Source organism: Thauera aminoaromatica (assembly GCF_000021765.1).
Lineage (GTDB): Bacteria > Pseudomonadota > Gammaproteobacteria > Burkholderiales > Rhodocyclaceae > Thauera > Thauera aminoaromatica.
Map to the genome: position 1 here is coordinate 2,357,455 of NC_011662.2, position 23,067 is coordinate 2,380,521.

The 23,067-nt window shown below is 63.5% G+C and carries 20 protein-coding genes; 3 read left to right on the plus strand and 17 right to left on the minus strand.

Features of this window, described 5'->3' with window-relative positions; all coding sequences use genetic code 11:
• Positions 1-358 precede the first annotated feature (358 nt).
• From TMZ1T_RS10330 to TMZ1T_RS10405, 16 genes are all read right to left on the minus strand, one after another.
• Entirely contained in the window at positions 359-1,663 is a 1,305-nt protein-coding gene (locus TMZ1T_RS10330; RefSeq protein WP_012585347.1) for an SMODS domain-containing nucleotidyltransferase, read from the minus strand.
• A 21-nt stretch (positions 1,664-1,684) separates the two neighbouring features.
• The gene (locus tag TMZ1T_RS10335; RefSeq protein WP_012585348.1) at positions 1,685-2,296 is read right to left on the minus strand and encodes an SLATT domain-containing protein; all 612 of its coding nucleotides are present in this window, start codon (positions 2,294-2,296) and stop codon (positions 1,685-1,687) included.
• A gap of 521 nt (positions 2,297-2,817) precedes the next feature.
• Positions 2,818-4,419, minus strand: a complete 1,602-nt coding sequence (locus TMZ1T_RS10340) for an RNA-directed DNA polymerase (protein WP_012585350.1) — start codon at positions 4,417-4,419, stop codon at positions 2,818-2,820.
• 106 nt (positions 4,420-4,525) lie between these two features.
• Complete coding sequence (locus TMZ1T_RS10345; RefSeq protein WP_004359146.1) at positions 4,526-4,738, minus strand: hypothetical protein; 213 nt, start codon at positions 4,736-4,738, stop codon at positions 4,526-4,528.
• On the minus strand, positions 4,735-5,493 hold the full coding sequence (gene istB / locus TMZ1T_RS10350; RefSeq protein WP_011254920.1) for an IS21-like element helper ATPase IstB: 759 nt from the start codon (positions 5,491-5,493) through the stop codon (positions 4,735-4,737). The genes TMZ1T_RS10345 and istB overlap by 4 nt, the downstream gene beginning before the upstream one ends.
• Positions 5,480-6,970, minus strand: a complete 1,491-nt coding sequence (gene istA / locus TMZ1T_RS10355; protein WP_012585351.1) for an IS21 family transposase — start codon at positions 6,968-6,970, stop codon at positions 5,480-5,482. The genes istB and istA overlap by 14 nt, the downstream gene beginning before the upstream one ends.
• Positions 6,971-7,929: 959 nt before the next feature.
• Complete coding sequence (locus tag TMZ1T_RS10360; protein WP_012585352.1) at positions 7,930-9,018, minus strand: DNA-binding protein; 1,089 nt, start codon at positions 9,016-9,018, stop codon at positions 7,930-7,932.
• 267 nt (positions 9,019-9,285) lie between these two features.
• Positions 9,286-9,843, minus strand: coding sequence for an ankyrin repeat domain-containing protein (locus tag TMZ1T_RS10365; protein ID WP_004355824.1), 558 nt, complete (start codon positions 9,841-9,843; stop codon positions 9,286-9,288).
• 84 nt (positions 9,844-9,927) lie between these two features.
• Positions 9,928-10,305, minus strand: coding sequence for a hypothetical protein (locus tag TMZ1T_RS10370; protein ID WP_012585353.1), 378 nt, complete (start codon positions 10,303-10,305; stop codon positions 9,928-9,930).
• A gap of 65 nt (positions 10,306-10,370) precedes the next feature.
• Positions 10,371-10,757, minus strand: a complete 387-nt coding sequence (locus TMZ1T_RS10375; protein WP_004355830.1) for a hypothetical protein — start codon at positions 10,755-10,757, stop codon at positions 10,371-10,373.
• 41 nt (positions 10,758-10,798) lie between these two features.
• On the minus strand, positions 10,799-13,918 hold the full coding sequence (locus TMZ1T_RS10380; RefSeq protein ID WP_012585354.1) for an efflux RND transporter permease subunit: 3,120 nt from the start codon (positions 13,916-13,918) through the stop codon (positions 10,799-10,801).
• A 15-nt stretch (positions 13,919-13,933) separates the two neighbouring features.
• Positions 13,934-15,046 (minus strand): efflux RND transporter periplasmic adaptor subunit, encoded by a 1,113-nt coding sequence (locus TMZ1T_RS10385; protein WP_012585355.1) that lies wholly within the window; start codon positions 15,044-15,046, stop codon positions 13,934-13,936.
• On the minus strand, positions 15,043-15,606 hold the full coding sequence (locus TMZ1T_RS10390) for a hypothetical protein (RefSeq protein ID WP_012585356.1): 564 nt from the start codon (positions 15,604-15,606) through the stop codon (positions 15,043-15,045). Before TMZ1T_RS10390 ends, TMZ1T_RS10385 begins: the two co-directional genes overlap by 4 nt.
• Positions 15,607-15,623: 17 nt before the next feature.
• Entirely contained in the window at positions 15,624-16,889 is a 1,266-nt protein-coding gene (locus TMZ1T_RS10395) for a TolC family protein (RefSeq protein ID WP_012585357.1), read from the minus strand.
• A 133-nt stretch (positions 16,890-17,022) separates the two neighbouring features.
• The gene (locus TMZ1T_RS20550; RefSeq protein WP_012585358.1) at positions 17,023-17,370 is read right to left on the minus strand and encodes a hypothetical protein; all 348 of its coding nucleotides are present in this window, start codon (positions 17,368-17,370) and stop codon (positions 17,023-17,025) included.
• A 128-nt stretch (positions 17,371-17,498) separates the two neighbouring features.
• Positions 17,499-17,837 (minus strand): DUF4148 domain-containing protein, encoded by a 339-nt coding sequence (locus TMZ1T_RS10405; protein WP_012585359.1) that lies wholly within the window; start codon positions 17,835-17,837, stop codon positions 17,499-17,501.
• Positions 17,838-18,005: 168 nt separating this feature from the next.
• Here TMZ1T_RS10405 and TMZ1T_RS10410 point away from each other — a divergent pair, with 168 nt between their 5' ends.
• Together TMZ1T_RS10410 and TMZ1T_RS10415 are read left to right on the plus strand one after the other, a co-directional pair.
• Complete coding sequence (locus TMZ1T_RS10410) at positions 18,006-18,692, plus strand: heavy metal response regulator transcription factor (protein ID WP_012585360.1); 687 nt, start codon at positions 18,006-18,008, stop codon at positions 18,690-18,692.
• Positions 18,693-18,694: 2 nt separating this feature from the next.
• Entirely contained in the window at positions 18,695-20,032 is a 1,338-nt protein-coding gene (locus TMZ1T_RS10415) for a heavy metal sensor histidine kinase (RefSeq protein WP_012585361.1), read from the plus strand.
• An 18-nt stretch (positions 20,033-20,050) separates the two neighbouring features.
• Here TMZ1T_RS10415 and TMZ1T_RS10420 read toward each other — a convergent pair whose 3' ends face one another.
• Positions 20,051-22,453 carry a heavy metal translocating P-type ATPase gene (locus tag TMZ1T_RS10420; protein ID WP_012585362.1) on the minus strand — a complete coding sequence of 801 codons (2,403 nt, stop codon included), beginning with the start codon at positions 22,451-22,453 and terminating at the stop codon, positions 20,051-20,053.
• Positions 22,454-22,563: 110 nt separating this feature from the next.
• Between TMZ1T_RS10420 and cadR the strand changes: the two genes are divergently transcribed.
• The gene (gene cadR / locus TMZ1T_RS10425) at positions 22,564-23,019 is read left to right on the plus strand and encodes a Cd(II)/Pb(II)-responsive transcriptional regulator (protein ID WP_004355852.1); all 456 of its coding nucleotides are present in this window, start codon (positions 22,564-22,566) and stop codon (positions 23,017-23,019) included.
• Positions 23,020-23,067: the final 48 nt, after the last annotated feature.

Here is a 23,067-nt window from a genome sequence, read left to right on the forward strand (position 1 = left end):
AACGAGGGCACAAATAGACCCATACGCATGCATGTCGCTTCATCATGTCGTGGCTCTGGAAGCGGGAGGCGACAGCTTGTCGGCCTAAGCGTTCATTGAGGTCCTGCGCCGCCAACGACAGGAACCTGTCGGTCAGCAATCGTAGCTGAGAAACGATGGTCGAGCGACCACTTTTCATTTCAGGATACCTCGAAAAAATCTCAGTTTCCGAAAATCAAGACACGGAAAATCAATGTTTGCGTGGGCGCTTTCGGCAAGAGCGGGAGTCTCTGAGGTTCCCTTGAATTAGTGAGGAATTAGCGGACGGCAAGCGCGTGCTCTCGGAGAATTATGCAGTTAGGCGCCAGCAACATTTTCACTATGTAATCTCAATAGGAACCTCAATGAGGTCTCGCGCGACGCAAATTCCGTCCTTTATCACATAGCACTCCACGAAGTGTTCGCCTCCAAAGCTTGTGGTTTCGACTGCCTGACGACGCCCGGTGTCGCGAGTAATGTGGCCCCGAATCATGTTTCGCCGCTCCGCGACGACGCCTACGTTCCGCACCTTCCAAAATATCTCATACGGCTCGGGCACATTACAGTTCACGATTATGAAAGTGAGGCTGCGGCCAAGCTTCAACCATGGAAATACACTTTCCATGAATCGATAACGCGTTTCCTCGTTGCCGGCATAAGCAACGATGCACTCGATGTCGAGGCTGTACTGAATATCGACGGGGTATAGGTCCTCAATAAACTGCTCCGTCTTGGTATCTTGACGCGCCTCGACGAAAGCTTTGGTAGCAGAATCGGTCTGCAGACTGGGGAAGCGGCGACCGAACACCTCCTTCCAGAGTTTGACCTTCTTTGTGTCTTTTCCCGCGTCCAACGCGTCCTGACACTTTGCAGCAGCCTTTTTGGCTTTGCGTTGAAATTTTCCTTTCGTCTGTACTCGTGAGCGACTGCCTGGAGCTAACCAATAGTCTTGCTCGTCCAAGTTCCCGAGAAAGGCGAAAACGTCACGCGTCAGTGCTGGATATGAAGAGTAAGATTTATCATTGTACGAAGTGTTTTCCTGAAAGAATCTGCTTACAAGCGTATCAATCAGCATCCCGCTCATCGGGGCGCCGTGCTTGTTCTTCCAAGCGCGGAGCATCTTGCAGACACGCTTCAGATTTCTATTTGAGGTTTTATTCTGAGTGTTGAGGGCATTGATTTCTGCCCGCGGGTTGCAGTAGTTGTCCCAAGACCCTCCGTCGTTGGCGTCGCCGTAGCGGTATCGACCGTCCGCTTGCTTGAAAGCGGGCAAAACCTCTATACGGTACTTTTCGAAGTGGACTTGGACAACTTGTTGCGCTGCTCGAATGTCGCTTGCCGGGTAACGTTCCTTCAGTGATTTTCTTACCTCCTGAAGAAGTTGTGACGGGCCGTTAGCATTGACTTTCGAGACACGTTCATAGACCGATTGAGGGAGCTCGAAGACCATGTCGAGGTCGCTCACGTCCCTGATGGCCGTATGTCGGCCGTAGGAGCCCACCTGCAAGCAGTGCTGTTCTTCCGAGTCGATATCCCAGAAATCCTTGTTCAGGCGCTTCGTAATCGCCCGATAGGAATTTGAAATAGCGTCGCTGTTGGCGACCTGAAGATTTGTGCGGAATTGCTCAAACAAATTTGCGGACAACCGTTTTCCTCGTTCGTGTCGTTATTGGAAGATAGCGCAAGGCGTAGGAAGGCCGTTGCAGTAGCCCCACCCTCCCGCCCCAGCGAGAGCGAGCAGGACGGTAAGAGAGAAGGAAAGGGGCAGCTTATCCCTGAGCAACTTGAAATGCTTCTGCTCGTCGAGCCAGTCAGTCTGCTGCTGCCAGAAGAACTTGAAGTGGGCATACCAGTCGCTAAGGAATATTTGCTTGGAGACCGTGCTGTTCAGCGAGGCCCGTACGATTGCGTCGTGCTCGGCGACTTGCTTCGTGAAGTCGGCGCCGTCAGGGAGTGACCTGACTTCGTAGTAGAGGGCGCGGAGCCGATGAAAGCCTCCTGTCAGCTCAATGCCTGCCTTCTCGTACCGCTCTTTGTCCGGCAAGTAGAAGCTGATGTAGAGGGTGGTGATTCCAAAGACCACCATCGCTGCGCTGATGTGGTTGGTTGCCAGCTCGGGCACGAATAGCGCGTAGATGCCTACTATGAGGGACAGAAATCCAAGCCAACCTGGCGCCTTCTCGACGATGTCGAATGTTGCGAAGTTCTTCTTGGCCCCGAAACCGATGTTGTAGCCACTGTCTGCGATGACTTTAAGTAAGTTTTCTTTATTCATCATTCTTGTTCTTGCTCAATAGCGCGTGGCAAACGCTTGAAAAACCATCCCTGCTAACACTCTCTTCAACCAGCCCGCATTTTCGCATGGTCGATGACATCAATGTCCGGTAACCAGCGCACTTCTTTCCGATGTCTGCTCCTTGTCCTCAGCGCCGTGCGAATCGCGCAAAGTAAGGAAGGAAAGAATATGGCGGGAAAGGAGTGTAGGTTGATGCCGCTGCCACGATCTCTGCCGGGGCGTCGGCTCAGTCGTCTCGGGGCCGGGCTCCTTTTCGGACAGTATGCACAGGGGAACCTAGAGAATGAAGTTCTACGTGAATTTCGGCAGCTTTTCTCCGACGGCCTCCGGTATCTGATCGAGACCGGCCGCCGACAAGATCTGACCTCAATGGCCGCTCCGGCCGACGACATGCCCGATACCGTTGGCAACAGTCAACATGTCGGCCGGAGCTACCGTCCGTCTGAATTAAGTAAGTGATCCGGTCCAATTCAGTGATCGGACGTTGGATCCGATTCTTAGACTCAAAACGGAATCTCGTAAATCTCTCCCGTTTCGTTTTTCTCGTCGCCTTCCTCTTGGCCCTCCGAGAAAAGTAAGCCATGCTCGTAGGTGCCTTCGCCAGGGTCGTGAATGAGTAACTCTTCGAGGTCGTCGTCGAAGTCGAGATTAAAGAAGTCATTTTCGTTTTCGAGGTTTTTAGCTTTCAAAGCAGCTGGCTTGACCTGGAAAAGCGGAGATAGCGTTACGGTGTCATCGTAGAACCGGACTCCCGCATTCATCAGGACGGAGAAATGCGGGTCGGCCGCTACGTGCGCGGAGTTGAAGCCAGCCCAACCGCGCACCCCTGCCTCGTAGGACAGTAGCCACAACTCCCCCCAAAGAGCATCGGTTGTCTGATGACTACGCCAAAAGACCGTAGGCGGAGCTTTTGGCAGTAGTCCCGAAGCATCCATATCCATCAAGAGCAATGCGCACACTGAACTGTTCATTTCAGCGACGGAGTCGATATTCTTCGCGGTAACTTTGAGGTCGAGTTCTTTAGCCATCCATAAGCTCCATGCAACCTCGCTATGGTGCCCGACGGGGGCATGATCTTCGATTATTGAGTTGATCGTGCGGGAAAGCCTCTCCTTAGTCAGTGGGTACCCGACACGCGCATAAGACGCAAGGATTCTGGCAACGGTCTGCAAAGTGTTTGGATATGCCATCGCAACATGGCACAAGTGAGCCTCAAAGGCGTCCCAACATTCCTTTCTGACGATAGTGGCAGACACGCGCTTGAGGGCGTAAAGCATTACGCTCTCATCGGAGTTTTCCTTGGCCAAGTCCTTGGCAAGTTCAAAGAAGTGATTCAAATCGGATGCGTGCCGTCGCCCCTTCGGGGCTATATCAAAGGCGCGTAGCTTATGCGTCCAGAAGTCCTCTGTGATTTCTATTACGGGGCACGTCTTGGTCTTCTCAAAATTGATTTGAAGCTCGAACTCCCGAAGGGAGCGAATGAGCGCAGCCAATGCCCGCTCTGCTTCCTTGGCTGTCTCGAAAAACAGAAAATAATCATCCACGTAGCGGAATCCGGCAGGCCAGCCTTTGAAGTGCTTGTGGAATTCGACGTCTACGGCTGTGGCTACCGCTTCTGCGATGATATGAGAAGTGTCGGGACCAATCGGAATCCCGATGGTTTGCCCGTCTTGGCACTGTCTCAGATCCAAATCCAAAAAGTTTCCGTACCATTTCGCAGTGAGCCCGCGATTCTTCTTTGCTTTGGACTTCGTGTGCACGGCCCAAGGTACCGAGTGGGTGTAGATCGTCGGAAAGAAGCGGGACAGATCTGTTTTCAGCATGAACCTGTAGCCGGCCGATTTGGCAATTTTTCGGTCATACAAGAGTTGCATCGAGGTGATGCTTGTTGCCCGTCCTCCGTTCGGAAGGAACCGGGGTCTGCTGGCACTGATTTTCGATTTTCTGTAGTGAGAGACAATTTCCCCCCAGTGCTCGACAACTCGTAGTGAAATATAGGTCTGGGCTACGGGGTTGGGGAGACTGGTGGTTCTCCGCTGATGACCGACACGCGCAACGCTGAAAATCTCGGCTTTTGTGTTGTTGCCGGCTCCCTGATTCCGCACAAATCTGGCGTCGTTAAACGGCGTCGTCGAGTGGGCGCCGGCGGCGCCGTAAACGGCACGAGGGCCGCGCGCGTCGGCCCTCGTTGTGCTGGGGGGCGGGGCTCGATCAGAACGACGGATCGTCGAACGGCAGCTCGGCCTGCGTGAGGCGGTCCTGGCGGTAGTGCTCGAACAGGGCGAGCTCGTAGTGCGCCCAGATGCGCTCGCGCAGATCGTCGAGCAGCTCGATCACGGCCCGGGCCTGCTCGGGCGTCCAGTCGGCGTCGATGAGCAGGTCCAGACCGCGCAGCAGCCCGGACGGCGGGTGGTCGGTCTTCATGCGGGACTCCGTGCGGATTTGCGTTTGCGGGCGTTGGTGGCGGCGCGCTCCTGGGCTTCCTTGTGGCGCCAGGACGGGCCCTTGAGGGCGATGATCTCGGCGTGATGGACCAGGCGGTCGATGAGCGCGACCACGCAGGCGGCGTTGGGGAACACCTCGGACCATTCGGCAAAGGACTTGTTGGTGGTGATGAGGGTGCTCTTTTTCTCGTGGCGACGGCTGATGAGCTCGAAGAGCAGATCGGCGTGGCGGTTCGAGTAGGAGAGGTAGCCGACCTCGTCGATCACCAGAAGCGTGGGGCTGGCGTAGTGGCGCAGGCGGCGGCGCAGCGCCGAGTCGGAGTCGAGCGCGGCGAGCTCGCCCAGGAGTTGGCCGGCGGTGGTGAAGAGCACGGTGTGCCCGCGCAGCACCGCCTGGTGGGCGATGTTCTGCGCGATGGTGGTCTTGCCGAGCCCGGAGGGGCCGACCAGCAAGGCGTTGGTGGCGGTCTCGAGGAAGCCGAGCGTCATCAGCTCTGCGATGGCGGCCTGGTCGCACTGCTCGGGCCAGCGCCAGTCGAAGTCGGCCAGCGGCTTGAAGCGGCCGATGTGCGCGCAGCGCAGCCGGCGCTCGAGTGAGCGTCGGGCGCGCTCGGTCTCCTCCCACTCGATGAGCGGGGCGATCCACGGGGCCTGGGCGCACTCGGCCCAGTGGCTCACCACGCCGTGCAGTTGCAGCGCGCGGGCGCGCGCGAGCAGCGGTTCAGGCGTCGTCATGGTCGTCCTCCAGCAGGCGGTCGTAGCCGGCCAAGGGGTGGGCGCGCACGGTGACGTCGCGCGTCTTCAGATGCGCGGGTAGCGGCACGCCCAGCGGCGGGGGCGCCTCGCGCCGGCGCTCGAGCGCCAGGCGTACCGCGTTGGGATGCGGCACGCCGCGCGCGAGTGCTTCGTCGACGGCGACGGCCAGTTCGCCCGCCCCGTAGCGATCGAGCAGGTCGGTGAGCGCACGCGTGGTGCGCCCGAGCGGCTCACCGCGCTCGGCGGCCTGGGCGAGCAGCGCCTGGCAGGCCGGCACGGCCGCCGTCAGGCGGTCGGTGGCGCGGTGGGCGCGGGCCGCGTGCTTGTGCGCGACGAGCGCCTCGAGGTGCGCGGCACACTCGATCTGCTGGCGGCGGTCGTAGCTGCGCGCGTGGGTGGCGATGACGTCCTCGCCGTCGAGGATGCGCACCCGCAGCGGGTCGGCGCACACGGTGAGGGGGCGCTGCACATGGGTGTGGGGGATCGAGTAGTCGTTCAGATCGAAGCGCACGTACGGAGTCTTGCCCGCCGACACCGCGCGCAGCTCATCGGTCGGGAACGGCGCCTCGGGCAGCGCGAGCAAGCGCTCGCGCTCGGCCGCGAAGGCCTCGGTCACCGTCATCGAGGCGTCCTCGGGGCAGCGCCGCGCGCCGGCGGCGCCCTCGCACCAGGCCTGGGCCTGCGCGTTGAGGTCGTCCAGATCGGCGAAGGCGCATCCGGCGAAGAAGGCCTCGCGCACGTAGCGGATCGCGCGCTCGACGCGCCCCTTCTCGTTGCCACGCGCCACCGCCACCGGGCGCGGCTCGAAGCGGTAGTGGCCGGCGAGCGCGAGCAGGGTCGGGTGGAAGCGGATCGCGTTGCCGCAACGCTCGAGCACCGCGCTCTTCAGATTGTCGTAGAGGGCGATGCGCGGCACCGCGCCCCAGCACTCGAAGGCGCCGACATGGCCGCGCAGGAAGTTCTCCATGCGCGCATCGAGGAAGAAGCGCAGATAGATCTGGCGCGACCACGACAGCACCATGACGAAGGCCATCAGCGGACGGCGTGCGCGCCCGATCGTCAGGTGCCCGAAGTGCCCCCAGTCGACCTGGGCCTGCTCGCCGGGCAGGGTGCGTAGCCGCAGGTAGGCCTCGGCGCTCGGGCGCGGGCGGTGGCGGGCGATGAGGTGGCGGAAGTGATCGGGGCGCCCGGGGTAACCGCGTGCGCGCACCATGTCGTAGAGCCGCGCGGCCGTAAGGCGCGGAAACTGCGCGAGCGTCTCGTGGAGGAAGGGCAGATAGGGGTCGATCGCCGAGGCGCGCTGCACGGGGCCGTGCCGGGGCAGGCCGGCCTGGGCGAGCACGCGCGCGACGGTGTCGCGGTGCAGCCCGAGCTGCACGGCGATGGTGCCGATGCGCCAGCGCTCGGCGTGGTAGTAGCGCAGGATCTGCGCTTCGTGTTCAGGGGACAGGGCCATGGCGGGGCGGACTCCGTTCGGATCGCGGACAGGGGCGCCGAACCGGGGAGTGCAGGAAGTCCTGACGCACGAACGGGGACAGCACACGGTGGCACAGGTGGCACTGCCCGCTCGCGGACGGTACGGACTCGGGCACGGTCGGCGCGGTCCTTACTTCAACAGGCGGGGCCGGCGGCGGGGAACCCTGATGCGTCACTTCCTGGCGTCGCGCGCGGTAGCGGCGCTGGCGTTGCGCGTGCGCCAGGCGCCCCGCAAAGCTCGCCTGGTAGCGCGTGCCGGCTGCCCGCAGCGAGGCCGCGCGGGCACGCTGGGCGCAGCCGGCGGCGCAATAGCGCTGCCCCCGATCACAGTGGCTGCAGATCAGCACTGCCGCGCGGCACGCGGCACAGAGATAGCGTCGTCCGGTCGACTCCATGGGCCTTGAGGCCCGTGGGAGACTCGACGCCAGCGCCCACTTCGTGAAAGACTACGGGCGCAACGACCGCGCAGCCTTGCGCGGGTGCGGGGCGCGACACTGGGGATGACTTGGCGGTTTGAGCCGGTGTCGCGCCTGCGTTGCCACAGGCCGAGCCCGATTGTGCGCGCATCGGCCACTCGGGTGCCAAACGCCCTCCCTCCCGATTGCACGAACACCCCGCCCGCCATCGGCGCGCCGGGGTCAGGGGCGTTTCCAGTCGCCCTACGGGCGCCTTCCAACGCCCCTGACCCCATCAAGCAAACAGCCGCTATCCGCTCACCAGATCAAGGTCATGCTGTGCCGTGCCGGCGGTGGACGCCGGATTTGTGCGGGAATCGACCGCCGTTAACATGTGTCAGGGGGTATGACCGGGATGAAGGGAAAAACTGTACATATCCGCCGCAAACCGTTGTTTTGCAACAAAAGATTTTGGCTCCTGCGGCGCCGGGATGAAGCCAATATTAGGACTTTCGAGCTGTAAGCGTATGTTTTAAATGTTTAATTATGGTGCGGTGGGCGTTGCGGCTTTCTCGCCGACTCCCGCGACGTGGTCCTGTTTGCCGCTTTGTTTCCGGCGGCTGCCATGACGTAGAAGCTGTGCATGCATGTCCGCAATCACTTTTTCCTGTATGGATAAGGACGCCCGGGCGGCCCCAAGCTCGATTTCCAGGGCTTGACGACGTTCGGCCTGTTCGGCGAGCGTAGCTTCGACCACACTCTTGCCGCGCAGCAGATCCTCGATCTGCAGTTCCCGCTCCGCCAGGCGTTGGCCCAGCGCCTCGACGCGTTGCCCGGTTTCCTTGGCCACCGACAATTCGTCTCGGAGCGATCGCGCCTCCGTCTGAGTCTGGTGAAGCTGCGCATGGGCCTGCGACAACTCGGCCGCCAGGCGGGCGTTGTCCCGGCTGATCCCGGTCAGTTGATCCTGTTTGGTTCCGAGCGTCTGATTCAGTTGCCTCAGTTCGGCCTGCAGGTGCTGGGTCTGCTGCTCATGCTGGCGCTGCTCCTGATCGCGCTGTTCCTTGGCCGCCTGCCGAAAATGGTCCAGGGCTTCGCGGGCGTGACGGTGTTTGTCCTCCAGTGATTGCCGGTGCTGTTCGCCTTGCGCCAGTTGTGACTGCAGATCGGCAACCTGTTGCGCGGCCTGCGCGCGCTGCACGGTCTCCTGTTGCAGCGTGAGTGCCGTCTGGCGATGACGGTCACTCTCCTCGCTCAACAGGGATTCGGTATGCTGCAACTGGGTCTTGAGTGCTTCACCCTCTTGGCGCTGCTGCCGGAGCGCGTCCTTGAGTTGGGCAATTTCGCCGGTATAGCGGGTTTTTGCCTCCGCGATCCGGGCATCGGCCTCTTCGTGCAAGCGGCCGGCCAGCCTGCCGACGAGGTCCTGGATTGCCTCGCTCACGGCAACCTGTGTGCCGCCGGTTCCGCCCTCTTCCTCTTCGATCTCCTTTAAGTAGCGGTGAATCGTTGCCTTTGAGCCGGTATTGCCGAGTTCGACCCGAATGGCGTCGATCGATGGGTGTCGCCCCTGCGCGCGCAACGCGTCACGTGCCCGCACCACCTCGGACTTGTAGATCCCGCTTCTGGCCATCGCGACACCCCTGATTTTTACGTACTGTATTACATGGTACGCCTGTACATACTATTGTCAATGATCGTACGCGTATGAAAATGCATATTACGACACGGGATAATCGCGGATTATCACGCCTGTTGGCCACGTTCTGGGGCAAGAACGAGATTTTCGGTACAACTGCACCGGGAATGCGGTCAGTTCCGGGTCTGTTGCCAGGATCTTGCCTAGAGGTCCGCTGTTCCCGGCCCCGCGCGGCTGGCGAGCAAGGGTGGAGAGGCCGAATCAAATGCCCTCGTCCGAAGTCCCACGCAGGGCACGGTTTGGGCGCGGGCCTCGAGGCCCCTCCAAGATGGCAACGATGTCCTGTCGGCCCAAATTTTTTGCGAGCCAGAGCTCGTCGTGTCCGTCCGCATCGATTTGGTTCCGCTTCGCACCGCCGATCAGGAGATGCCGGACAACTGCTGTGTGCCCCTTGTAGACGGCCCAGAACAAGGGCCACTCCCCGTCCTCGTTCCGCACGTCTGGATTGGCGCCACGGCCGATCAGGAATGAAACGATGTCCGCATGGCCGTTGAAAGCGGCCCAGAAGAGCGGCGTCCATCCCCGACGATCGGGCAGGTCGACTGATGCGCCGTGCGCCAACAGGCCGTCAATAACGGCCCACCGACGGTGATATGCCGCCAGGAAGATCAAGCTGCACCCCTCGGTATCTTGCCAATCGGCGGGAAGTCCGTCCTCCAGCCATCTCAGCACTTCCGGGATCTTGCCCTGGCGAACCGCGTCGAGCAGTTCCGGGGCCACTCGATCGCGCCAGGCTTCGTGATGGACGTCGTCATGCATCGTCTTGGTCCTGACGAGGCGAACCCGGACCCTTGGGGCGTTGATCCGTCGCAACAATCCCTGGCGTCCCGCGCGACAGGCGCATCAATTGAAGTCCTTCTCGTCAGATGTTGATGAGCTGCGCTTCGGGATCGGTGCGTTGCAGTCCTTGAAGTTCACATACACCTTGTCACCGACCTGCAATTGCGCATCGGCAGGCAACTTTGCGGCGCGCGCGTACGGGTGGCCATTGCGCAGAAACGCAACCATCACGTACGGCTTGTCGCCTTCCGCGTCGGACGCCTCGGCCCTGCAGTCATAGAACGAAGGCCGCTTCAAGCTATTCGCCGGACCGATTTCGACAACAGTTCCTTTGCGCCACCCATCGTCCTGCGCGTATTTCCCTTCGAACACGGTGGGGCTCGCACAGCCGCCCAGTCCACCGACGGCAACGGCAACCATTCCTGCCACAAGAGTTTTCATTGGGTCACCTCTGGGTTACATGAGTTGGCCGCCCGCAGCGACGTGCTGCGGGCAAGCGGACGACGTCACTTCAGCGTGAAGCGCGCCGTGGTGGAGGGCTTGCCCGGCAGCGTGACGACGGCCACCAACTTGGTGCCGGCGCCCACCTTGAAGCTTCCCTTGGACTCCAACCGGTCGCCGGCAGGCTTGAGTTCGACTTCCTGTTTGTCGGTGCCGGACAGGAGCGTGAGCTTGGCGCTGCCGTTGGTCACATCAACCGGTTTGCCGTGATCGCGCAGGTGCAGCTGGATGACGTCCGGCTTGGCGACGAGTTCGAGGTCGACATCCTTGACCTCGACCACCAGGCCGCCGTGCATGGACTCATGTTCGTGCGCGTGGTCGTGCTTGTCCGCCGCGAAGGCAGGACCGACGGCCACCAGGGCGGCAAGCGTGATGAGCTTCGAGAGTTTCATGTTTTCTCCTTTCAGGATTCGATTGTGTAAGCGGATCAGCGTCAGAACGCTTCGGCATTGCGGTCGTTGAGCAGGCGCTCGACGTCGCGGCGGCCGAAAAGCCAGAACATCGCCGGGGTGAGGAAGGTATCGAGGAGCGTCGAGCTGATGAGCCCCGAGAAGATCACCACCGCGACCGGGTGCAGGATCTCGGTACCCGGGCGTTCGGCCTCGAACAGCAGCGGTGCCAGCGCAAAGGCCGTCACCAGCGCCGTCATCAGCACCGGCGATAGCCGTTCCAGCGAGCCGCGCAGGATCATCTGGTGATCGAAGCTCTCGCCTTCGATGCGCATCAGATTGATGTAGTGGCTGACCTTCAGGATTCCATTACGCACCGAGATGCCGGCGAGCGTGATGAAGCCGATGAGCGCCGCGACCGACAAGGGCTGGCCGGAGATCCACAGGCCGATCACTGCGCCCACCAGCGCGAGCGGAATGTTGGCCATGATCAGCGCCGAGAGACGCACCGACTTGTAGCGGCTGTAGAGCACGACGAACATCAGCACGAGCGACACGATCGACAGCAGCCCCACGAGACGCGACGCTTCTTCCTGTGCCTGGAACTGCCCACCGAGCGTGATGAAGTAGCCTTCGGGCAGTTTCATGTCGGCCACCACGGCGCGGATGTCCTCGACGATTTCCGAGAGCGGGCGCTGCTGCGCATTGGCCGACAGCACGATGCGGCGCTTGCCGTCGTCGCGGCTGACCTGGTTCGGCCCGTCGCCATCCTCGATCGACGCGAGTTTCGACAACGGGACGTGGCCGGTGGGCGTTTCGATGAGGATCTGCGCGAGCCCCTCGACCGAACGCGCCGATTCGGGCAGGCGCACGACCAGCGCGAAACGCCTTCCACCTTCGACGATCTGGGTGACTTTCTCGCCCTCGACGAGGTTCTGCAGCGCGGCCAGGATCTGCGGTGCCGGCACGCCATAGCGGGCCGCTGCGGCATAGTCGATGCGCACCTTGATCTGCGGCGCGAGCACTTGCTTCTCGATTTCCAGATCCGCGAGTCCGGGGATGCCGGCCAGCCGCGCCCGCAGCGCATCGGCCTGCCCCCGCAGCGTGTCGAGGTCTTCGCCGAAGATCTTGATCGCGATCTGCGAACGCACGCCCGAGAGCATGTGGTCGATGCGGTGTGAGATCGGCTGGCCGATCGCGATCGCAGCGGGCAGGTTCACGAGCCGGGCGCGGATGTCGGCGGCGATCTCCCCCATCGAACGGGTGAGTTCTGACGCCGGCTTGAGCCCGACATCGAGCTCGCTGACGTGCACGCCTTCAGCATGTTCATCGAGTTCCGCACGTCCGCTGCGACGACCAACGTGCGTGACCTCCGGCACCTGTTTCACCAGCACCTCCGCCTGTTGCGCAAGCGCGGTGGACTCGGCGAGCGTCACCCCCGGGTTGAGCCGCATGCCGATCAGCAGGGTGCCTTCGTTGAAGGGCGGCAGAAACGTGGTCGGAAAGAAGGGCACGGCGGCGGCCGCGACGATCACCGCGACTGTGCCGGCGAACACGGCCGCCCTGGGCCGCTCGAGGACGGCCTGCAGACCGTTGCGATAGCGCGCCTTGAGCCAGGCAAGTACGCGCGTGTCGCCATGGTCGAGGGACTTCATGCGCGGCAGCAGATAGAAGGACAGGACCGGGGTCACCGTTACCGAAACGACCAGCGACGCCAACGTCGAGACGATGAATGCCACGCCGAGCGGCACGAACAGCCGCCCCTCCATCCCGGGCAGCGCGAACAACGGCAGGAACACCAGCACGATGATGATCGTCGCGTAGAGGATGGCCGAGCGCACCTCCATCGTTGCATGAGCCACGAGTTCGATCGGGTGCAGGCGATGGTCATGATGCTTCGCGCGATCCTCCTTCAGCCGGCGCAACACGTTCTCGACGCCCACCACCGCGTCGTCGACCAGGCCGCCGATCGCAATCGCCAGCCCCCCGAGCGTCATCGTGTTGATCGACAGACCGAAATACTTGAACACCAGCGCCGTCATGAAGATCGACACCGGGATCGCGGTGAGCGCGATCACCGTCGGGCGCAGCGTGCCGAGGAAGAAGAACAGGATCGCCGCGACGAACACCGAGGCGCCAATCAGCTTGCCCTGCAGCGTGCCGATCGATGCCTCGATGAAGCTCGCCTGCCGGAACGTAACCTGCGGCGCTTCCATGCCGGCGGGCAGCGATTTCTTCATCTCGTCGAGCGCGGCCTCGATCGAGCGGGTGAGGTGAATGGTGTCCGCGGTCGGCTGCTTCTGGATACCGAGAATGACTGCCGGTTTGCCCTCGAAACCCGCATCGCCGCGGCGCAGCGCCGGTGCGAACGTCACGGAGGCAATCTGGCGCAGCAGGATCGGCTGACCGTCGCGTGCCGTGATCGCGAGATTCTTCAGATCCTCCAGGCTCGAGGTGCGTCCGAGGTTGCGGATCAGGTATTCACGCCCGGTGAGTTCGAGGAAGCCGCCCGAGGTGTTCGACGAAAAGCCGCGGATCGCCGCTTCCATCTGTTCCAGCGAAATGCCGAGTTCCGCCATGCGCCGCGTATCTGGCTGCACCTGGAACTGCCGCACTTCTCCGCCGATCGGGATGACCTGCGCGATACCGGGGATGGCCATGAGACGCGGACGCAGCACCCAGTCAGCGTATTCGCGCACCTGCATCGGCGAGATCTTAGCGGTATCGATCGGGATCGCGATCTGCATGATCTCGCCCATCACGGAGCTAATCGGCCCCATGCGCGGAATCACGTCCGCCGGCAGGCCTTCCTCCATCGCCGACAGGCGCTCCGACACCATCTGCCGGGCGCGGAAAATCTCCGTGCTCCACTCGAAGGTCACATAGACGAAGGACAGCCCCGCGCTGGAGATGGAGCGCACCGACTCCACCCCGGGTAGCCCGTTCATTGTCGTTTCGAGCGGGAAGGTGATGAGCTGTTCGACCTCCTCCGCCGCCATGCCGCCGGATTCGGTCATGATCGTGACCGTCGGCTTGTTGAGGTCCGGGAACACGTCCACGGGCGTGCGTGTGAGCGTGAACGCGCCGTAGGCCATCAGCACCAGGCTGGCGATGATCACCAGCAGCCGGTTGCCCAGACTGTTGTCGAGTAGCCATTTGAACATCGGTCAGGCTCCCCGTCAGCGGATCTGGTTGATCAGGGTTGCCGCGTTCGTGGCGACACGCTCCCCGGCCGCGAGGCCCGACGTCACGGCGACGTTCGCCCCATCGAGCGGGGCGATGGTGACGGTGCGCGGCTCGAAGCGTTCCGGCGCGGTCTTGACCCACACGATGATCTGGTTCGCCGGGTTCTTCAGCACCGATCCTGCAGGGACGCTCACGCCCTGCAGCGTGCTGCGCGTCTGCACGAACACCTCGACCGGTTGCCCGACAGCGAAACGCGCCAGGGAATCGCCCGCGGCACCGAAAGCGAGCGGCAGCGCCTGCTCGCGCAGACTGCGCGCCGCGCCGAGGAAGTCGAGCCTCACTCGTTGCTCGCCCACCGCAACGCTCGCGCCGGCCACATCGATGGCGGTGTCGGCATCGTAGGCCAGCGCCTCGACGCGCAGGCGCTTCGGATCGACGATTTCAAACACCAGTTCGCGCGCATCGACGACCTGACCGGCGACGGCGTTGCTCGACGCGATGACGCCCGCGACGGGCGCCACGAGCGCATCGCGATTGCTGAGCCCCGCACCCACCGCCGTCGCGCGGGCCGCGAGACTCGCGAGTTCGCTCTCGGCCGCTTCGATCTCCTTGCGCGGCACCGTGTCGGCGAGCTCCTTCAGCCGCGCCACGCGCTTCTCCGCGAGCACTTTGGCGGCCTGCAACTCGGCGAGCTGCGCCATCTGGTTCGAGCGTTCGATCTGCCCCGCCGACGGCACGACATACGCCAGCACCTCGCCCTTCTTCACGGTCTGCCCGACTCCGGGCAAGCCGCGCGGCCCGGCTTCGAGGCGGCCGGCGACCAGCGCCTGCACTTTTCCGCCCGCGTTGGGGTCCATCACCACTTTGCCGGCGAGCGCCACGGTGCGGGGCAGCTCCCCCGCTTCCGTGACCAGCGTGCGCACGCCGATCTGCCGTTGTGCCGGCTTGGGCAGGAATACGCTGCCGTCGGGCAAGCGTCGCGGACCGTTGCCGCCGACGGGCGCGGAGCCTTCGTCGCCGTGATCGTGCCCGTCGCCAGCGAATGCGTTCCACGATGCACTTGCCGTAACGAGGCACAGCATGACCAGCAGGATTCCCGGTTTCATGCGACACCTCCGGCCGAACGGTTGCGGGCGTTTCCCTTGCGCAGCGCGGCCCAGCCGACCAGTCCGATCACGAGAACGCCGGCGCCGAGCCATCCTGCGTAAGATTGCAAGCTTGGCCCGGCCGATTCGTCGTGCACCTCGGCGGCTTGTTCATGCAGATCCAGCTCGCCCGCAAGAAGGTCCGCGTCTTGTCCGGCGACGACCGTGGCCGTCACGGACACGACCCCGGGCTTGAGTGCGTCCTGCAACGTGGCTTCGAATTCGCCGTCGGCATGGGTTTCGAGGGGGATCGCGTTGCCGTCGAGTTGCAGCTCCAGCGTCGCGTCCTTGACCGGGCTGTTGTCGGTGAAGCGGTCGAGATAGAGTGTGATGTGCTTGCCATCGACCACGCCCACCAGCTCAAAGAGCTCCGAAACGGCGGTGAATCGCGGCAGCGCCGGGCCCGCCACGGGCGCCGGGGCGTCGCCGTGGTCGTGGCCTTCGCCGGCCAGGGCCTGGGGCGTGACGCCCGCAAGGACGGCGGCAAGGCTCCACGCCGCCAGGGTAAGGGAAGCTTTCATGTTCGGGTTCCTGGTGTTCATTCGGGAAGAAGGCCCATGGCCTGCCGCAGCGCGGACACGGCTGCGGCCAGTTCGATGCGGGTACGCGCCACCTGACGCTCGGCTTCGGCGGCTTCGAGTTCGATGCGCAGGCGGGTCGGCAGATCGGTTTCGCCGAGGCGGAACGCCTTCTGGAAGAAACCGCGCGACTCGCGGGCCAACTGCGCGCGCTGTTCGGCAGAGGCGACCAGGGTGCGCGCCGATTCGACCCGGACGCGCGCCGTATCCACTTCGGCCGTCAGGCGTTCGCGTTCCAGCCTCAGCTGGGTTTCGGCTTCGATCGCCTCGGCGCTGGCGCTGGCAACACGGGCGCGGTTGCGGGTATCGGATCCGAAGGGAATGCGTACGCCGATCGTCACCGTCTGTTGCCAGGATTCGCCGGATGCACCGCGCTCACGCGTCGTCGCCAGGTTCAGCTCGGGATTGGCGCGCCCCTGAATCCCGGCGAGAGTCATGCTGCGTTGTGCCAGCTCCGCCCGATCGCGCAGCTCGGCGATGGCCGGATGCCCCGCCCCCAGGGCGACAGGGGGGGCGGCGGGGGCGGGTTCGGCTTCGGCCACGGAAAGTCCTTCCGCGGCAAGCGCTGGTGTCATGCCTGTCAGGGCGCGCAAGTGCTGTTCCGCACCCGCGAGCGCGCCGCTGGCTTCGGCGAGCGACGCTTCGGCGGTCGCCAGCGCTCCGTCCGCCTGATGCTGGTCGGCGCGTGCGAGTTCGCCGGCCCGAACCCGTTTCGACACATCCGCTGCGAGTTCGCGAGCACTGGCAAGCCGCTCGCGGGCGATCAGGACGTCGACCCGCGCACGCTGCCAATCCCAGTACGCGGCCCGCACCCCGGCGGCCGTGCGCAGTTGTGCCGCAAGCGTGCGGCTCGTACTCGCACGCACTTCGGCATCGGCAAGGGCTGCGGTCGATGCGCGTTCGCCGGGCAACCACAGCGGCACCGCGAGGCCAATCTCGTATTCGCGGCTGCCGTCGTTGCGGTGGAGTTGGTCGGTCTTGCCCGACACCTCGAAGGCCGGTGGTTCGGCCGACCAGCTGTCGGCGCTCTCGCGTCGCGCCAGCGCAGCCGCCCGGCGCATGTCGAGCGACTGCGCCTCGGGCTGACGCGCCCACGCGGCGTCGAACGCCTGCCTGAGCGTCGTTACGACAGGCGATGCAGGGGACGCGGCTTGCGCCCACGCCCCGCTGGCCGCGAGTCCGAGCAGCAGGCCCGGCAGCCAGTTGATGCCAATTCTTCGAAACATCCAATTCTCCGTTGATGACAAGACACACGGAAAATCGGCAGGGCGCGATCAGCTCGATCGCAATGGGCGCGCGGCAACACCGTTCAGAACGGTGAAACTGCCGGAATGAGAATGGATGCGACCGCCCTGCCGATCAGGCGGGCTGTCGCCACTTGGGGCGCTCTGGTTCCGAGAAATGCCCGGCAAGGAGCCACACTTGGGCTCCCCCGCGGATCGTCGCAATCGCGAGGTCGAGGGTCGGCAATCCCGTGCCGCTCGGCAACGCGGTGCAACTGGCCGCATGGCAGAAACTGCAGTCGACATCGACTCCGCCGCCCTTGGGCCAGGACTCGTCGTCGACCTCGCTCTGATGTTTATGCTCATGGTGGCCGAGATGGTCCGCCGCAGCACCGGCTTCATGCTCGCAATACGCACTCACAGCCGCCCAACTGAGTTGGATTGGCAGAAACAGCAGGAAGAGAATCGCGAACCAGCGGCGCATGGGGACGGATTGTAGCGGTACGAACGGAAATGAAAAATAGCGTTGCCAACATCTTGTTGCCCGTCATCGTTGCGACGCATGACCGCCCGCCCCGAGGGACCAAGGGCTCCGTGCTCACACCGCCGCGATCATTGCCCGAAGTAGAGTTCGTCCATGCGCGCCCGCTCCTCGGGCGATATGTTCACCAGCTCCTTGAGCACTTGCTCGCGCGTTTTACCCGGGCCGGTATCGCGTGATGGAACGGGCACGCCCCGCTGCAGGTAGAAATAGCTTCCGTCCGCCTTGGCCTGCTCGAGCTCACGCAACACTTCAGCACGCGTCTTGGTGCTCGTCACGTGATCGGGGAAAGAGGTGTAACCCACCTCGCCGCCGGTGAAATGCCATTCCGAGTTCGCCTGAGCGACGCTCGGCACGACCAGGACGACAGCGAGGATAGGGAGGACGGTGGCGGTTCGGATTTTTGACATGATGAGGCTCCTATCGTTGACACGGGATATGCGTCCCGGCGGTGGCCGCTGCATACGCCATGTGCCGGGTACGGGGCGTACTGTAGAAAACCGCCCACGTCGAATCGCGAACAGCCCGATTACGAATTCGTAATGTCGGCGCGCTGCGCTCTTCGAGATAATCCGCGCATGAAGATCCTGGTCGTCGAAGACGAACTCAAACTCGCCGAATACCTGCGCAAGGCGCTGACCGAAAACAGCTACGTCGTCGATGTCGCACACAGCGGCACCGAGGGTCGCTACCTCGCGATCGAAGGGCATTACGATCTCGTCCTGCTCGATGTCATGCTGCCTGGCCTGGATGGTTTCGCCGTCCTGCGCGAATTGCGGCGCGACAAGCACGTACCGGTGCTGATGCTCACCGCGCGCGACAAGGTGGAGGATCGCGTGAAGGGGCTGCAGGCGGGTGCGGACGACTATCTCGTGAAACCCTTCGCCCTGTCCGAACTGCTCGCACGCGTCCAGGCGCTGTTACGGCGTGGCGCCCTCCCAACACCGGGTCAGGATTCCACCGTTCTCAAACTGGCCGACCTCGAACTCGATCTGGTCCGGCGCAAGGCGTCGCGCTCCGGACAGCGCCTCGATCTGACGGCCAAGGAGTTCACGCTGCTGACCTTGCTGCTGCGCCGGCACGGGCAGGTCCTGTCGCGCACGGCACTGGCCGAGCAGGTGTGGGACATGAACTTCGAGAGCAATACGAATGTCGTGGAGGTTGCGGTGCGCCGCTTGCGCAGCAAGCTCGATGACCCCTTCGCGAAGAAGCTGCTGCACACCGTGCGCGGCATGGGCTACGTGCTGGAAGACCGGGAACCCTGAGGATGCGCAATCCGCGTTCGCTGGGCCGCTGGCTGTCATGGTGGCTCGCGGTACAGACCTTCATCGGACTCGGATTCGTCTGCGTCGTCGTGTATGTGGCCACCAGCCTCAACTTTTCTGCGAAGCAGACCGAGGAGCTTCGGCACAAGCAGGACGTGATCCGCCACCTTGTTCGTGAGATCGCGACACCGGAGGAACTGCCGAGCCTACGTCACAAGCTCGACGATTTCTTCATCGGCCATGCCGACCTCAAACTGCGGCTGACCGAGGACGCCGAGACGCTCCTGTACATGACGCCGCCGGCCCCCGAGCCCCCCGCGCACCTGCGTCGGGTTGAATTCGAGATCCCTTCACCGTGGTCGGGCACGGCCGTGCTGCGTGCCGAATTGGCGCTCGACAGCAGTTCCGATGCCCAATTGCTGAGGCAACTGGCGTGGACGTTACTGGCGAGTGCGCTGGCCGGCGCCGTGGTCGTCTCCGCCGGGGGGGCGTGGCTCGTGCAACGCGCGCTGCTGCCCGTTCGCGACCTGGCTCGGCAAGCCGCCGCGCTCAGTCCGGAAAACGTCGGACAGCCGCTGGATGGTTCCGCGCAGGCGCAGGAACTGCAGCCGCTGGTCGCGCAGTTCAACGCGCTGCTCGTGCGGCTGGACAACGCATACTGGCAACTGGAAGGCTTCAATGCGGACGTCGCCCATGAACTGCGTACGCCGCTGGCGACACTGATCGGCGAGACCGAACTCGCCCTGAGCCGCGAACGCGGCATTCCCGAGTTGCGGGACGTGCTGGGATCGAACCTCGAGGACCTGCACCGCCTGGCGAGTCTCGTCAATGACATGCTGTTCCTGTCGAAGGCCGATCGCGGCGAGCGGGCGCGCCGAAGCCCTGTCGGCAGCCTCGCCGCTCTTGCGACCGAGGTGGTCGAATTCCACGATGCAGCACTCCAGGAGGCGGGCGTCAGCGTTCGGGTTTGCGGGGACGGCGGCGGCGGCTTTGATGCGGGTTTGTTGCGGCGGGCGATATCGAACCTCCTCGCCAACGCGACCCGTTTTGCGGAGCGCGGGTCGATGGTTGACGTCGACATCGAGCCGGACGCTGCCGGCGGCGTTCGCCTGTCCGTTAGCAACGTCGGGCCGGTGATTCCTGCGGAACATCTTCCACGCCTGTTCGACCGCTTCTACCGGGCGGACGCGGCGCGCGAACACGGAAGCACCAATCACGGACTCGGATTGTCGATCGTCGCAGCGATCGCGCGCATGCATGGCGGCAAGCCGTTCGCCCGATCGGCCGCCGGCAGGACGACGATCGGTTTCAGTATTCTTGCATTTGCCTCAAGCCGGTAAGCCGTCCAAGTGTGCCGGTTATCTCCGCAACAAGCGGAGTCCATTTGCCACGACCAGCAAACTCGCCCCCATGTCCGCGAATACCGCCATCCACATCGTGGCCTGCCCGCTCACGGTGAGCAGCAGAAACACCGCCTTGATGCCGAGCGCCACTACGATGTTCTGGATCAGCACGTCGGATGTGGCCTGTGACAGGCGCACGAAGGCGGGGATCTTGCGCAGGTCGTCGTCCATCAACGCCACGTCCGCGGTCTCGATCGCGGTGTCCGTGCCCGCCGCCCCCATCGCGAAACCGATGTCCGCGCGGGCCAGCGAGGGTGCGTCGTTGATGCCGTCTCCCACCATGCCGACCTTGCCCCCCTTCCGGTGCGTCAGCAGTGATTCGATGGTGCTGAGTTTGTCTTCGGGCAGCAGATTGCCCCTTGCCTCGTCGATACCCACCGCGCGGGCAATCGCTTCGGCCGTGTGAGTGTTATCGCCGGTGAGCATCAGCGTCTTCACCCCCAGGGAATGCAGATCGGCAATCGCCTGACGGCTCGTCTCGCGCAGCGTGTCGGCGACGGCGAAGATGGCCAGCACCTCTGCATGGTTCGCCAAGAGTACGGCCGTCTTGCCTTGGCGCTCGAGCGTGTCGAGCGCTTTTTCGATGTCGGGTGAGCACAGGCCGATTTCCTCGATCAGTCGATGGTTGCCGAGCTGATAGACGTGACCATCAATGCTGCCACGCGCGCCTCGGCCCGGAATGGCGGCGAAATCGGTCACCTCGCGCAGCACCCATCCGATTTCAACCGCGGTACGGGCGATCGCCAGCGAGACCGGATGATCCGAGCGCGCCGCGAGACTGCCTGCCAGGATATGCGCCTGGTTCGCGTCGCCGCTCAGTACCAGAAAGTCCGTCTGGGCGGGCTTGCCGTGCGTAATCGTGCCGGTCTTGTCGAGGGCCAGCGTGGCGAGTTTGCGCCCCTCTTCGAGATAGACGCCACCTTTCACCAGAATGCCCTTGCGGGCGGCCGCGGCGAGACCGCTGACGATCGTGACCGGCGTCGAGATCACCAAGGCACACGGACAGGCAATCACCAGCAGCACCAGCGCCTTGTAGATCCAGTCCATCCACGCGCCGTCGAAAGCTAGCGGTGGCACGATGGCCACCAGCAGCGCGACGGCGAACACGACGGGCGTGTAGATCCGGGCGAACCGGTCGACGAAGCGCTGGGTGGGCGCGCGGCTGCCCTGGGCGGATTCGACGGCGTGGATGATGCGGGCCAGGGTGGAATGCTTCGCCTCCGCTGTCACGCGATATTCCAGCGATCCCGCTTCATTGATCGTGCCCGCGAACACGCTATCGCCTTCGCCTTTGTCCACCGGCAGGCTCTCTCCGGTGATGGGCGCCTGATTGACCGTCGAACGTCCGCTGATCACCACGCCATCGAGCGCGATGCGCTCACCGGGGCGCACGCGCACCATGGCCTCCAGCGGCACCGTTTTGGCCGGCACGACCACCCAGCTTCCATCGCCCTGGCGCACCGTCGCGGTGTCTGGCGCGAGTTCCAGCAGACCGCGAATCGCATTGCGCGCCCGATCGAGCGATTTCGCTTCGATCACCTCGGCCAGTGCGAAGAGGAACATCACCATGGCCGCTTCCGGCCAGTGTCCGATGAGCATCGCGCCGGTCACGGCAATCGACATGAGTGCGTTGATGTTGAGATTGCGATGCCTGAGCGCGATCCAGCCTTTCTTGTAGGTCGCCAGACCGCCACTGAAGATCGACACCAGCGCGAGAGCCAGGACGGTCCAGTGGTCACCGCCGTTGAGCCAATACACCCCCTCGGCCAACGTCGCGGTGACTCCGGCCAGCGCCATCGGCCACCAGTGGGTCTTGGGCGCGGGTTTGATCGGCGGCGCTGCGCTCTCCGTGCCTGCCGATTCGACCTTCGCTTCGAGACCGATGGCTTTCAGGGCGCCGAGGACCGCTTCCAATGCTCCCGGACGATGCGTCACGCTCAGCCGACGCTGGACGAGGTTGAAATCGAGCGCCGCCACTCCGGCCATGCCAGCGAGCTTGCTCCGGATCAACGCCTCCTCGGTCGGACAGTCCATCCCGGCGATCGCGAGCGTCGTGTGCACGGCAGCAGTGGTCTTATCGATGCGCTGTGCCGGCGCACCGATGGCTGGCACGGCGGCGTCGGCCGCGACCGGCGGGTCGGGGCGATCGCTCACGTCCGACCTTTGCCGGGTCACGGTGAGGTTGAGTCCCGTCACGCCGTCGAGGGGTTCAAGATTGTTGCGGACCAGCGCCGCATCGGTGGGGCAGTCCGTGCTGTCGACGCCGTATAGCTTCCCGTTGGGGCCGTCGGGGGACGAATCACCCGGCGACTGCGACACGATGGAACATCCGCAACTACCAACACTGCATTTGCTCATGCTTGGTTCCCCTGTCTGGACTTGCAGTCATTTAACAATCCGTAGTCACTACAGAGTCAAGGACCTAGAATGCCGGTAGGACCTTCCTTCCCGCCTGGAGGGCAAGCACGATGAAAATCGGTGAGCTGGCCAGAGTGACCGGCACCCCGGTAGAGACCATCCGCTACTACGAGCGCGAAGGGTTGCTGGCCGCCCCGGCACGTACGGACGGCAATTTCCGCATCTACGAGGACACCCACGCCGAGCGTTTGTCGTTCATCCGCCATTGCCGATCGCTGGACATGTCGTTGGACGAGATTCGCATCCTGCTGCGCTTCAAGGATGCGCCGGGCGCGAACTGCGGCGATGTGAACACGTTGCTCGATGCTCACATCGTTCACGTCGCGGCACGTATCCGCGAACTGCGTGTGCTGGAGCGGCAACTCAAGAGCCTGCGCGAACAATGTCCCCAGGCACGGGATGCTGCCCACTGTGGCATCCTGCACGAGTTGTCACAGCCCGCGTGTCCGGGAGCACCTATCAGTGGCGGGCACGTGCATGGCGCGCACGGCGGCGTCCGAAAATGAACGACATTCAGCCACGCCGCACGCTATGCTTGAGTCGGTCATCAGGAC